The organism is Methanolobus zinderi, assembly GCF_013388255.1.
Classification (GTDB): Archaea; Halobacteriota; Methanosarcinia; order Methanosarcinales; family Methanosarcinaceae; genus Methanolobus; species Methanolobus zinderi.
The window spans coordinates 1863812-1877613 of record NZ_CP058215.1 but is presented as its reverse complement, the minus strand read 5'-3'; the positions used below and the strand labels follow the sequence as shown (position 1 = coordinate 1877613).

Below are 13802 nucleotides of genomic sequence, written 5' to 3'. Positions count from 1 at the left end.
AACTCACTCCTTATCCGGATATACTATTTTATAAACGTAGAACGCTCTATCAAGCATCTCCCCAACAGTTTCCTTTGATATTCCCACCTTTTCAATGGCTTCTTCATTGAACTGCTTGAAATCTCCCTTCGGGGATTTTGAACCCAGGCTGTATAGTTCTGCTCCTGCAAGTTCTGCCCTTTTTGTACTGTAACTATGCTGCAATACTCCCAGTGCATGTGTCAGTGCAGGATATTCCCAGGGTTTGTCAGAGGCCTTTTTCATTTCATATACCTTTTTGACAATATCGTCAAATTCGGCAGGGTGTCCGTATATTTCATTGAATTCAGTAATTTCGCTACCAAACGGACATATGGGCAGGTAATTGATGCTATCCTCCCTTGCACCCTCAAATCCGGGTCCCTCAAGGGTTGCAAGTTCTTCGCCTATTTCCTGTAACCACTGTATAGTTTCAAGTGTTCCGTCTTTATCCACCATTTTTGTCACACCGACCAAAAATGCCTGTGGAAACATATTTTCCAGTCTTATCATTTGATCACCCCTTCTCCGATGACAGTTAATTGTTACTTAATATTCTATAACAGATATGCCTGACGTGTAATTAATTGATTTTTATCTTATAATAGAATATTGATTTCCGGGACTATAAATACCTGTTCTCATTTTCTTCAGCTAAAGTCTCCGTAAACAGATACAATTAGCATCCTGTTCACTTGTTCAGGATACTATTTCCTGTACGGCCATATTCCATCCTATAGGACCGATGCCTTCCACCCTCCTTATTTCAGAGTCCTCTATCTTAGGATCGTGTTTCCCATCCTGCTTCTGGACAAGTACGGGAATGTCCACAGCCTTAAGCATGGGAAAGTCGTTCAGACTGTCTCCAAGTCCTATTGTCTTAACGTCACCGTACTCTTTTTTGTAAAGTCCGGTCAGGATATTGACAGCTTTTCCCTTATCGTTATCTCCCATGATATGCCAGTACCGTCCACCTCTTGTGTAGTTCAGGCCTTCTGATTTTATATACTCTTTTAGTCGTTCTGCTGTTTCCTCATCACCATTGAGCTTGAAAGCTTCGTCATATTCACGCATTTTTGCAAGCCTTGAAGATTCGATATCAAGTCCTGTATCCTTGCTCACGCCTTTATCATCCATGTCTCCAAAACCAATGATATCCATTTTTTCATGACTACGAATATCTGTGAGTACATGCCTGAGAGTGTTATAGGAAGTTCCCAGTTCGATAACATTATAGTTACCTTCTGTTTTTGATACCGGATAATCCACGCTGAAATAGTCCTTCGGAATGAATATTGCTCCTCCGTTCTCGGATATGAACGGGTGTGAGGATTTGAGTTCTCTGACATAGACTTCAATTTCCGCACGTGTCTTACTCGTACAGAAAATGAGCGGTATGTCTTTTTCTTTCAGCCTCTCTATGGCTGGTTTTGCAGCTTTATAGGAGTAGGTGTTATGGTCTATCAGGGTACCGTCAAGGTCGGTGAATACAACATATCTCATTCTTTGATCTCCATTGGGGAGGATACAACCTGAGCAGTAAGATTGCAAGATAATCCTTCCTTATTGCATAAGGAGCAAGCTTGTGCCACAGGAATAACCCCCTTCCTATATCCTTATTCAATTCTGTATAGTCTGTTTGTCTGATAGTCAATATAACTTTTCATAATAACTTTATTAATAGCTTATTGAACCGTGGGTATGTAATGTCAGAAATTCGGAAGATATGCTGTAAATTATCTTTTGATGATAACAATCCTGGATAAAAAATAGAATTTCGTTAACTTTATTTTGCAGGTGGATTATATTAATTATGGGGTTACTGGAAATTATGTTGGAGGGAGTAAATTTGGAGGCTTTTCTTACCTGGTGATTAGAGTACTTATTTGATGACCTTAGGTCATGATCCTTGTATTGAGGCCTGCTTCCTTTGTTTTTTGGTAACTACCAATAAAACAAGGGGTTAGTATGAAAGAGATATATGACAAGATGGCTACTGAAGCCGTAAATGCCCAGAAGGCAGTTGTTAGCACAATAAACAATAAAAGAGGCACATCTTTCAAGGTGAAAGATGCACAACCTTATGTCGATGCAGTCAATCGCATGAAACCCGAGGGTGAACAAAGTAAAGAAGTCTTCGATCTTCATGTTGATTCAGTGAATGCTCATTTTGATGTTCTTACCGGGTTAACGGAAACCGTAAGGCCGGAAGATGATCCTTTCGTTGAACATTATCAAACCCCTCCTATACTGGAGATCCTGTATGAGGAAGATCCTTCTTTCCGTACATCGGTTGAGAAGTTCATTGAAGAGATAGGAAAGTCCGAAGCCCTTATCGGCAAGGAATCAATTCGCAGATATGCAGGCTTTTATGGTCCTACCTGCGTGGTTGATTTTGCATTCGTTCCCGGCAGCACAAGCAATGTCGTAAACAGGATCCTTCAGGATATGGATATTCCTCTTCAGCATAAAAGAGCCATACTTGCTTCTAAATCCTGGGGTATGAACACATCCTACGGAGTCGGAGCAAAATTCCAGATCGCGATAGAGGATGGTAAGACTCCATCTGAGGCTCTGAAAGAAGAGATAGACATGCTCAAAATGGTTTATGATACACCTGTGGAGGCTCAGTTCAAACTGATGGAAGAAGCAGGTCACAGCTCCTTTGATGTCAGGAAGTACATGGACCAGTACAAGCAGAAGATGAAAAAGACGGTCCGAGCTGCGATGGATGAGGAAGTTTTCTACGGAAACATAGTAACAGTTCCTGCCTATGGTGTGGGGGACGTAGCACATCACATCTCCCAGTCCATGTTCAATATGACAAAGGATGATGTCGTAATGGAAGCCATCAATGTTGTCTCGAACGTTCTCGAGGGCACCATGAACAATGCCATGGGTAATTTCAGGGACGAGTACTCTCCGTTGACCATTGCAACGGATGCTACAGCAGCTGCAACTACCAAGATTCTCTGGATGGACGGCTTTACCACAATGATGGTGCTGGATCTGCTTGTGAAAAGATTCCACAACCTGGTACTCACCAATCCAAGAAGAGGTGCCGCGGCCGAGCTTCACAATGTGGATTTCATTGATCTTATTGAGAAAGGTGAGCGTATAATCGACCACAAGCCAAGGGGTGCAGGCGGAATGGTACAGGGTATTAATATTGACCTGAGTCCTATCGAAAAAAGTGAGATCCTGAATAACCCGCAACGCTACACTTATCCTGCATGTGCTATTACTGTCAGGTTCTCGGCACTCATGCGTCTTGCGGATTTCCCATGCCTGCTGACAAGTGAACCTGTGACTGCGACCATGATGACCAATATCATCGCACTTCACAAGGAAGAGGCACATTCACCTGCACGTGTATGTAAGTTCTGTTCAGCCAACTACTTCGACTACAAGTGCGGATACTGCAACTGGACGGAGGCAGTTTGATCGAAGTTGTGCCTGAAACAGGCACATTTCGGTTTTTGGGAGGTGAAGTATGGTGGAGATCAGTTTGCTCAGGAGGTCGATCGCAGAGCTCATAGGAACCTATGTCCTTGTGTTCCTGGGTACGGGGTCCGTAGTTACGGCAGTGTTGCTGATCGAGGGAGCAGAACTACTGCCAGGTAATACTTTTAGTATCGGCCTGGATATTGCAGCTTGGTTTGCAATCGGTATGGCCTTTGCGATCGCTATTGTGGCTATGATATATGCTTTCGGACATATTTCGGGAACACACATCAATCCGGCTGTCAGCATCGCATTGTGGGCTACAGGAAGATTCCCCACTAAAGACATGGTCGGATACATTGTTGCCCAGCTTATTGGTGCAAGTCTTGCTTCCTTCAGCATAGTTGCTATACTTGGTTCACGTGCGGTCGCAACAGGTCTTGGCGCGACAGCCATGTTCGCCGGTGTAAGTTACGGCCAGGCTATATTATGTGAAACGATTGCAACGTTCTTTTTAATGCTGACAATAATGGGAACTGCGGTTGATAACAGGGCTCCGGCTGGTTTTGCAGGTCTGGCAGTGGGCCTTGTGGTTGCCGCAGATGTGACGGTTGTGGGTAACATCACAGGCTCGTCGCTTAATCCTGCGCGCACCTTCGGCCCTTATCTGGCGGATTTCCTGCTGGGAGGTGAAAATTTCTGGTGGCAGTTCCCGATTTACATTATCGGACCGATTGCAGGTGCCCTGATTGCGGCTTTTGTATATGATTATGTATCAGGGGTAAAAGAACTTGAATGAAAAGAGCAGCAATCTGCTCTTTTGTTTTTATCATTTATTATTTATTATTTATTATTCACCAGATCTTTTCACTTGACCGGCATACAGATATCGAGTATATGATGCTTTTCCGGATGTTCTTCCGGCGAATTCAGATATATCTCATAGCTTGCCCGGGACAGATCAATTTTAAGGTCATTTTGTACCACCCACTCAACTATCTTTTCCCAGGCAGGAGCATATTCATGAGGGCCTGTCAGTTCCACACGCATCATCACGTACTTACCTCCGGGAAGTTTTTTCTTTTTTATGTCTCCTTCAACCTGCACATCGTCTGCAATGGTCATGCATACATCCAGTTTGAGCTCTTCAGGAGCTGTGGTACCCGGGTCATCATAGTATGCAGAAATCAAAAGAGTGTCCGGTCCCATCAATTGCTTCGGACCTGCCCAGCTGAAAAGCCTGCCGAACAGTTCTTCGAAGACACCGGCATTTCCCAGATAGTTACCGACAAATGAAACACATGCTGCATTCCTTTCTTCCAGTTCTGTTATTTCCGGATCGTTTATTATTTCCAAACTTATCACCAATCTTTAACTTCAAACATTCTCTGCCATATGGCTATAAAAGCACATGCCAAGGTGGGTGAAAGTAATTTCTATTTGGCCAGAGGCGAAAAGATATGCAGTAAATTACACTTTCACCCTGCTAGGGTAATTTTATTAGTTATTATCCACCTTCTATCCGATAATATGGAAATAAGATCCCTTGATATTCCGGAAGAGGTCCTTCAATTCTATCTGGATTCCGGGATTGAGAAACTGTACCCTCCCCAGGCAGAAGCTATCGAGAAAGGCTTACTTGACGGGAAGAACATCCTTGCTGCCATTCCCACCGCATCGGGAAAGACGCTGCTGGCAGAGCTTGCCATGCTCAAGTCCATCTCAAAGGGTGGTAAGGCGTTATACATAGTACCGCTGCGAGCCCTGGCATCGGAGAAGTTCGATCGTTTCAGGGAATTTTCATCCATAGATCTGAAGAACGGAAAGGATAGAGGGGTCAGGGTCGGTATATCCACAGGGGATTTCGAATCAAGGGACGAGTGGCTTGGCTCTAACGATATCATCGTGGCCACATCCGAGAAGACTGATTCTCTCCTGCGTAACGGGACAGCATGGATGGAAGAGATTACCACTATTGTAGTGGATGAGGTACACCTGCTGGATTCTGCTAACAGGGGTCCCACTCTTGAAGTAACGCTCACCAAACTAATGAAGCTCAATCCCGAATGCCAGATCATCGCGCTGTCGGCAACCATCGGAAACGCATATGAAGTTGCGGACTGGCTCGGTGCGGGGCTTGTACGTAGCGAATGGAGGCCTACTGATCTGCGGGAAGGCGTTTATTATGGTGGGAACATAAATTTCAGGGGTTCCCAGAAACTTATCGCAGCTTCCTCCAAGGATGATGCTATCAACATAATTCTTGATACCCTTGAAGATGGGGGACAGTGCCTTGTATTTGAGAGCAGCCGCAGGAACAGTGTCGGATTTGCCAGAAGAGCGGGTGCGAAGGTATCCCAGTTACTTGACAGGCCCACACGTGATGCGCTTGACAGTATCGTCGAGCAGGTTCTTGAAAACGGTGAGACAGAGGCTTCAAAAGTACTGGCCCAGTGTATCAGGAACGGTACGGCCTTCCATCATGCGGGATTGAACTCGGCTCACAGAAGACTCGTGGAGGATGGTTTCCGGGAAAATAAGATTAAGGTCATATGCAGTACACCAACACTTGCGGCGGGTCTTAATCTGCCTGCAAGACGGGTTATCATCAGGAGTTACAAACGTTTCGATTCGAACTTTGGCATGCAGCCAATCCCGGTCCTTGAATACAAACAGATGGCAGGCCGGGCAGGGCGTCCTCACCTTGATCCTTACGGAGAATCGGTACTGGTCGCAAAATCATATGGTGAGATGCAGCAGTTGTTCGACAACTACATCGACGCCGATGCGGAGGACATCTGGTCAAAACTTGGTGCAGAGAATGCTCTGAGGACCCATATACTGTCCACTATCGTTAACGGCTTTGCAAACGCCCGTGACGGCCTGATGGAATTTATCGAAGCCACGTTCTTTGCCCACCAGAACGATACATGGGGACTTATGGAGGTTGTTGATGACTGTATTGATTTCCTGAAAGAACATGATATGCTCAAAGGTGATACACGGCTTGTGGCCACACCCTTTGGAAACCTTGTGTCCATGCTTTACGTTGATCCGCTATCGGCAGCAACTATGCTGGATGGGCTGGACAAAGCGGAAAATATCACCGAACTTACGTTGATGCATCTGGTCTGCAAGACACCTGATATGCGGCAGCTCTACCTGAGGTCCGGTGATTACGAACTGATCAATGATTTTGTCATCACGCACGCGGAGGAGTTTTCCGAGATACCGAATCAGTTCAAGGATACCGATTACGAATGGTTCCTTGCTGAGGTTAAGACTGCTCTTCTTGTGCTGGACTGGATAAACGAGCGGCCAATGGACGACATTAGTAAGAGTTTCAATGTGGGTGAAGGAGACATACATGCCCTCGCGGAGTTATCCGAATGGCTCATGCACTCACTCTCGCGCCTTGCCAGGGTCCGGGGACATCCTGCTGCTGACATGGCGGGCATGCTTGAGAAGAGGATCCACTATGGTGCACGGCCGGAACTTATGGAACTGGTGGGGATACGGGGTATAGGAAGGGTACGTGCCCGCAGGCTCTATGACAGTGGTCTTAAGACGGTTGAAGACATCAGGAAGGCCGATCCTGCCGTAATCGGAAAGCTTATCGGTACGAAGACCGCCGGGAAGCTGCTCAGGGAAATCGGTATGCACATCGATATAGATCCCGGAAACCCCGATGATGTCGGTTCGAAAACAATGGATTCACTTATCGGGAATGAGCAGAGTACTTTCAGCGACTTTGAAAAGTGAATATTCCGGAAATTATTGCTTAAAATTAGCTTTTTTGAAGAATCTATATATAATGAAGCTGTATTAATCTGCACGATATTCTAAATAGTGATCATATTCAAGTAAATCATATTCAAGTAAATCATATTCAAGTAAATCATATTCAAGGGATCATCATGCTTTACAAAAGACTATCAGAACTAAGCGGGGAAGAAAAAGATAAGCTCATCAATCGCGGAGGAGAGCTTGCGGATGTCGGGGAAACAGTAGCTTCCATCATACGGGACGTAAAGGACAACGGAGACGAAGCCCTCCGCAGCTATACGAAGAAGTTTGACAGGGCTGATATCGGGGCAATTGAGGTCTCAAAAGATGAGATTGAGGAAGCTGTCAGCAGTATTGACAAGTCTTTACTCAAACATCTCGAGTTCGCTGCTGAGAATATCCGTAAGTTCCACCAGGCACAGATGCCCGAAAAGATGTGGTTCATGGAGTTATCTCCGGGAATTGAACTCGGGCAGAAGTTCACTCCCCTTGAGAGTGTGGGTGCATACGTGCCCGGAGGCAGGGCTTCCTATCCATCCACTGCACTTATGACAATAATCCCTGCAAGAGTTGCAGGTGTTAAACGCGTGGTCATGTGCACTCCTCCGGGTCCTGACGGTAAGGTGAATCCCCTCACCCTTGCAGCAGCAAAAGTTGCGGGTGCGGACCATGTTTACAGGATAGGCGGGGTCCAGGCTGTAGCTGCAATGGCATATGGTACTGAGAGCGTTGATCAGGTTTCCAAGATAGTCGGTCCCGGAAATGTATTTGTCACCGCTGCAAAGATGCAGGTGCGTGATATGGCCGAGATCGATTTCCCGGCAGGACCCAGTGAAGTACTGATAATTGCCGATGACACGGCCGATGCTGCAATGGCTGCATCCGATATCATTGCACAGGCAGAGCATGACCCGAATTCCGTTTCCGTACTTGTGACATCATCCGAAAAACTGGCAGAAGATGTTCACAGGGAAGTACTGGAACAGGCCTCAAAGGCTGCAAGATCGGATATTGTGAATGCGTCTCTTGAGAATGCTGCAGTACTGGTAGCAGATTCAATGGAGAGCTGTATCGAATTCTCCAATGATTTTGCCCCTGAACATCTGGAGATTATGGTGGAGAACTCCGATTCGGTTCTCAGCGATATTGATAACGCAGGCTCTGTGTTCGTGGGTAACTATGCACCTGTGCCTGTTGGGGATTATGCATCCGGTACCAATCACGTCCTACCGACTGCGGGGTATGCCAAAATGTACTCCGGTCTGAATATATTACATTTCCTGAAGTGTGCCAGTATACAGAGGATAAGTAAAGAAGGTCTTGAAACTTTGAAAGATTCTGTAATCTCAATTGCCGAGGAGGAAGGTCTCATGGCACACGCAGAGTCAATAAGAACTAGGTTCAGGAACTAACAATCCTTTTTTTTTGTCCTGTAAATCGGTAATTATTTAATAGGTAAGCACATACACTAATTTAGTAAGTTCTTCACCTGAAGGACTTTAAGTGAGGAAGTTTCATGAAGATCAGAGTTGTAAGTTCGCGAGAGGAGATACCAAATCTGAATCCAAACGAGAAGGTAATTCATCTTGCTTTCAGACCATCAAACAAAGATATTTTTTCCTTGGTACAGACATGTCCCAAAGTAGAGGTCATACAGATACCAAGTTCATATCGCCGTACGGTTTCCAAATCGATCGAGATGTTTCTGGAAATGCAGGGAATAAAACTGATCGAAGGGGATGTATGGGGTCACAGAAAGGATATCAATGAGTACTACAGCGTATCTCCGGCGCTTCTTGATAAGATCAAGGAGCTCAAATCCGAGGGTATGTCGGATGAAGAGATAGTAAACAAGCTGGAACGTGAGGGCAAGCTGAACAGGGATATGCTCTTTTACATACTGAGCAAGAAATAACCCTGACTCGGTGACCACTTAATTTAAACGGTACTGTCTTGCATACCTGTCTTACCGGTGGATGGTCATCGATGGTGGAATCTAGAGAACAGTTCTGGAAATCAGGGACGGGGATATAAAGGAATTTCACAATTTATTTTCAGAAACACTCTTTTAACCTTTTTATTCAATGATTTTATGAATCATCCATATTGACTTTTAAATTGGATTTTTCAGATGATTCTTTTTAAATCTATTTCAAGCGTATGAATTAACAATAATTGTTCTCATCGTAATAGCTCACCGATGTTTGTGTACAAAACTTTGATTTTATGATGGAGGCAGTCAATTAAATATGGGATTGATCGAGGTATTTTCGCCTGATATATATGATGTCATTCTGTTCTATCTTGGAATTGTAATTCTGATCGCAGTGTTGTTTCCAAGATTCCTGTCAGACTATATAATCACCGAACCTGTTGTCTATCTTTTAATAGCAGTGGCTGTATTCTCCATTTTCCCTGTAAGTCCGCTTCCCCATCTGGGAGAAGCTCCTGTCCTTGGCAAAAGACTTACCGAAATGGGTGTGATTATCTCACTTACAGCTGCGGGACTCAAACTTACGCGACCTTTCTCCTGGCATAGCTGGCGCTATGCAGCAAGGCTTCTGATCATAACCATGCCTCTGACAATCGCTTTGATAGCTTTATTAGGATGGAGATTCCTTGGACTTGCACCTGCCACCGCAGTACTTCTGGGGGCTGTGCTTGCTCCAACTGACCCGGTACTGGCTTCGGACATTCAGACCACACCTCCGCAAAGCGAAGATCATTCAAATACAAGACTTGCACTGACCACTGAAGCCGGATTAAACGACGGTCTTGCCTTCCCTTTTACCAATATGGCAATTGCCATGGTGCTGGTGGGGAGTAGTCCCTCACTCTGGTTCGCTGACTGGCTGATAATGGATTTCTTTTACAGGATTATCGTAGCCACTCTCATAGGTCTGGCTACGGGCTGGCTTCTGGCCAAAATAATATTTAACTGTCCAAAACCCGAATGTCACAGTTCAGCCATATCTGTAGGTCTGTTGACAATAAGCCTTACACTGCTGCCTTATGGCCTGGCTGAGATTTTTAATTCATACGGTTTTATCACGGTTTTTGTAGCAGCCTGCGCTTTCAGATATCAGGAAACCACCCATGAACATCTTAACGTCCTGCATGATTTCTCGGAAGAGATAGAAAGAACTCTTATAGTCATCCTTTTTACAATACTGGGGATATATATCAGCCACGGCTTCATAAATGATTTCCAGTGGTACATGCTCCCGGCCGCATTATTGATAATAATGGTCATACGGCCGCTGACAGGCCTTATAGGCCTTGCAGGAACAGAGCTTCGCAGATCCAGAAAATATATAATTTCATTCTATGGTATCCGTGGGATCGGGTCCATATACTATCTGCTCTATGCCTTTGACCATGCAGGGTTCGAACAAAGCAGGGAAGCCCTTGCCATTGTCACCACGGTGATCGTACTGTCAGTGTTCATACACGGACTGTCCGCCAGGCCTGTTATGGACAGATGGGCTCCCGAATAAAGTTCAAAAAAAATGGGTCATTTGATCTCGTTCAGATCCGCATTTACAGCATCCCGTAATCGTTCGCGAAGGTCCGGGATTGCAGACAGAGCACGCTCCCAGTCTGGAAGAAGTTCATCTGAAGGATTTTCCAGATAATGGTCTCCTGCGCCCATCAGTATGTCGGCAAACAGATCCACGTATTTCTCTTCCAGGTGCCTGCTGTAGTGAAGACCGTTACAGATGGCATCGGCATTGTATTGCCTGATGAGGTCCTGGGCGGATCTCCTGTATTTTACCTGGACCCCTCTTAAGAAGGTATCAGATACGTTTGTGCTTGTGGTCTCGTTCACAATACGCAGGAAGGTGACCATAATATCGTTTACCATCTTGCCAAGTCCTTCGGAGGGACTGCTTCCCATTTCCTTGTGCTTGTGATCGTAGAATCCAAGATCTGTCTGGCATACCTTCTTCATGGTCGTGTTCCTGTATATCTCAGCAAGCAAACCGACTTCAAGTCCCCAGTCTGAAGGTACCCTGATGTTAAGAGCCAGGTCCCTTGTAAAGGCAAATTCGCCAGAAAGTGTGTACCTGAAGGCCTGCAGGAATTCAAGCGTTTCTGATTCATACTCCACGTCCTTGGCAAGTGTATCCAGGAGAGGACGCACGAAGAGACGGTAGACCCGCCCGTGCATGGTCTTCTCGTCAAGCTTAATCCTGGCGTAATATCCTTTATTGAAATAGAAGTTGAGCTGCGGGTTCATTATCGGGTAAAGCATCTTGGCAGGAAAGTCCTTGTTGTATGTCACGATGTCAGCATCGTGCAGCACAATCGCATAAGCATAGAGACTTGCAATCCCAATTGCTATCCATGCATCCTTTCCCTTGCCGCTGAAAGCCGTGATGTCCAGTTCGTTATCCTTCATCTCATTGATGACATTGGAGATACGAGGTCCGTTGCACCAGACGATCATGTTGTCCAGTTCCAGTCTATTGAAAAATTCCACCGTGGTCCTGTACTGTTCCTGATCATCAGCCGCAAGTGCCACAACTACTTTTTTAATGTATGCACATTTGTTCAGCTCGTTTATGATGTGTGTCAGGGGTGGATTCTCTATCTCCTGATACAACATCGGTATTACCACGACTGCAGGCCGTATAAAGGACAGGTCATGCAGGTGTTGTGATATTCTCTCGGTATCGCTGTAGAAATTATGTATCGTTGTGATCTTTTCCTGATAGAAGTCCATTATTCTCCCACCCAATATCAGTTGAATATGGATAAAACGCTCTTACTGTAATTAATATTGTTGTTTAAGAACATAAAAGATACCTATGTTCAATCTTTACCGGAACAACGAATATATAAGTTGAAGTTTCATTAGAATCAAAATAAGACAGACAGGATTTCACTAACATGACCCGATATGGAAAAGTTTATTTGGTTGGCTCAGGGCCCGGAGACCCCGAGCTTATGACACTGAAAGCCCGCAGATTGCTGGACTCTGTTGATGTTGTGGTCTATGACCAGCTTCCTGGAAAGGCGATAATTGATTCCATCCCTGAAAAGACGGAGAAGATCAACGCAGGAAAGCATGCAGGAAATCATACCTTAAAACAGGATGAGATCAATGCGCTGATAATCGAGAAAGCAAAGGAAGGAAAGAGTGTTGTGCGCCTGAAGGGAGGAGATCCCTACATGTTCGGACGAGGTGGAGAGGAAGCCCAAGAACTCATCGAAGCGGGAATTGAATTCGAAGTAGTGCCCGGTATCACATCTGCAGTAGCCGTTCCTGCATATGCTGGTATACCAGTCACTCACAGGGATCATGCTTCCATGGTAACCTTTGTTACGGGTCATGAGGATCCGACAAAGGATGAGAGCGCCCTCGACTGGGAAACCCTTGCAAAGTTCCAGGGTACACTGGTTATCTTTATGGGTGTAAAGATGCTTGAAAGAAATGTCAACGAACTGATGAAATACGGCAAGGACCCGAAAACCCCTGTGGCACTTATAGAAAAGGGAACACGCCCGGACCAGAGGGTCACCGTGGGTGTACTGGAAAATATAGCCAACCTTGCAAAAGAGAGAGGCGTCAAGGCCCCTGCCATCACAGTGGTAGGCGATGTCGTACAACTTCACGGGGAACTTGGCGAGCAGATACTTCCGGCTTCGGCCTTTGAGTGAGGTGTGCCTGTGAGTGAAATGTCCGGGAAACCAAAAGTGGCTATCATGAGACCCGAGAGGTACATGGCAAAATCAAAGGAGCTTGCAGAATCCATGGGATTTGAAGCTGTCATGGTGCCAATGGTCGAGATCACGGAAATGAAGGATGAAGGGTTCGACGGTTTTGTGGAAAGAGTACTCGAGGGCAGCTCTGATTATGTCATCTTCACCAGTGCCAATGGTATAGATTTCACTCTGAAAAAGATTCAGTCGGAGTCCGTAGATAAGTTCATAGGAGCTTTGAATTCCACAAATGTCGTGGCCATAGGTCCCACAACCCGCAAGGCACTTGAAGAGATGGGAATTGCTGTCATGGGAATGCCGGGAGTATTTAGTTCAGAGGGCATTGTCGACTATCTCTGTGATGATGTGAAAGGTAAAGTGATAGATACCGCCAGGAGTTTCTATGGCTCGACACTGCTCACAGAAGGTCTGCGCAAATGCGGTGCTACGGTCTATGAGACCAATGTCTACACTCTTGAAAAACCGGAAGGTGCTGAGCAGGACAAGCTCATCGAGTCTGCGTTGAATGGCGAAATAAGGGTGTTCGCCTTCACGAGTTCCATGATGGTGCGCAACTTCATAGAACATGCCAGAAACCGTGGTCAGGAAGAAGAGACTATCCGGGCGCTTAACAGGTCCCTGGTGGCTGCCATAGGTGGTCCCACTGGAAATACGCTTGAAGATTACGGTATAAATGTATCAGTTATCCCCGATAGGTTCACTTTTAAGGATGTATTGAAAAAGGTTCAGGAAGAACTTTCCTGAATTAAATTTTACTGCTGTTCAGCTCTTTTTATATTTTTATTTCTCCAGCAAAATATCCGGAAGTATACCACAGATATAATATA

12 protein-coding genes are annotated in these 13802 nt (G+C 45.4%); 8 read left to right on the top strand and 4 right to left on the bottom strand.

The features are described from left to right. Positions 1 to 3: 3 nt before the first annotated feature. The gene (locus tag HWN40_RS09220; protein WP_176965461.1) at positions 4 to 531 is read right to left on the bottom strand and encodes a hypothetical protein; all 528 of its coding nucleotides are present in this window, start codon (positions 529 to 531) and stop codon (positions 4 to 6) included. Between the two features lie 186 nt (positions 532 to 717). Then, positions 718 to 1521, bottom strand: coding sequence for a mannosyl-3-phosphoglycerate phosphatase (gene mpgP, locus HWN40_RS09215; protein ID WP_176965460.1), 804 nt, complete (start codon positions 1519 to 1521; stop codon positions 718 to 720). Between the two features lie 465 nt (positions 1522 to 1986). On the opposite strand from mpgP, the gene HWN40_RS09210 reads away from it, so the two are divergent. Continuing rightward, positions 1987 to 3462, top strand: a complete 1476-nt coding sequence (locus HWN40_RS09210) for a DUF2193 domain-containing protein (RefSeq protein WP_176965459.1) — start codon at positions 1987 to 1989, stop codon at positions 3460 to 3462. A gap of 49 nt (positions 3463 to 3511) precedes the next feature. Next, a complete protein-coding gene (locus HWN40_RS09205) occupies positions 3512 to 4261 on the top strand; it encodes an MIP/aquaporin family protein (RefSeq protein ID WP_176965458.1) in 750 nt (249 codons plus the stop codon). Between the two features lie 68 nt (positions 4262 to 4329). Here the strand turns inward: HWN40_RS09205 and HWN40_RS09200 are convergent, their stop codons facing one another. Beyond that, complete coding sequence (locus tag HWN40_RS09200; protein WP_176965457.1) at positions 4330 to 4818, bottom strand: AraC family transcriptional regulator; 489 nt, start codon at positions 4816 to 4818, stop codon at positions 4330 to 4332. Between the two features lie 174 nt (positions 4819 to 4992). Between HWN40_RS09200 and HWN40_RS09195 the strand changes: the two genes are divergently transcribed. The 4 genes from HWN40_RS09195 (at position 4993) to HWN40_RS09180 (ending at position 10745) form a co-directional block, all read left to right on the top strand. Further along, on the top strand, positions 4993 to 7224 hold the full coding sequence (locus tag HWN40_RS09195) for an ATP-dependent DNA helicase (RefSeq protein ID WP_176965456.1): 2232 nt from the start codon (positions 4993 to 4995) through the stop codon (positions 7222 to 7224). Between the two features lie 155 nt (positions 7225 to 7379). After that, positions 7380 to 8660, top strand: coding sequence for a histidinol dehydrogenase (gene hisD, locus HWN40_RS09190; protein ID WP_176965455.1), 1281 nt, complete (start codon positions 7380 to 7382; stop codon positions 8658 to 8660). 104 nt (positions 8661 to 8764) lie between these two features. After that, positions 8765 to 9163, top strand: a complete 399-nt coding sequence (locus HWN40_RS09185; protein ID WP_176965454.1) for a DUF1699 family protein — start codon at positions 8765 to 8767, stop codon at positions 9161 to 9163. A 334-nt stretch (positions 9164 to 9497) separates the two neighbouring features. Then, the gene (locus tag HWN40_RS09180; protein WP_176965453.1) at positions 9498 to 10745 is read left to right on the top strand and encodes a cation:proton antiporter; all 1248 of its coding nucleotides are present in this window, start codon (positions 9498 to 9500) and stop codon (positions 10743 to 10745) included. Between the two features lie 17 nt (positions 10746 to 10762). Here the strand turns inward: HWN40_RS09180 and gpgS are convergent, their stop codons facing one another. Next, positions 10763 to 11974 (bottom strand): glucosyl-3-phosphoglycerate synthase, encoded by a 1212-nt coding sequence (gene gpgS / locus HWN40_RS09175; RefSeq protein WP_176965452.1) that lies wholly within the window; start codon positions 11972 to 11974, stop codon positions 10763 to 10765. A 167-nt stretch (positions 11975 to 12141) separates the two neighbouring features. On the opposite strand from gpgS, the gene cobA reads away from it, so the two are divergent. Next, complete coding sequence (gene cobA / locus HWN40_RS09170; RefSeq protein ID WP_176965451.1) at positions 12142 to 12912, top strand: uroporphyrinogen-III C-methyltransferase; 771 nt, start codon at positions 12142 to 12144, stop codon at positions 12910 to 12912. An 18-nt stretch (positions 12913 to 12930) separates the two neighbouring features. Then, positions 12931 to 13719 (top strand): uroporphyrinogen-III synthase, encoded by a 789-nt coding sequence (locus tag HWN40_RS09165; protein WP_176966359.1) that lies wholly within the window; start codon positions 12931 to 12933, stop codon positions 13717 to 13719. Positions 13720 to 13802: the final 83 nt, after the last annotated feature.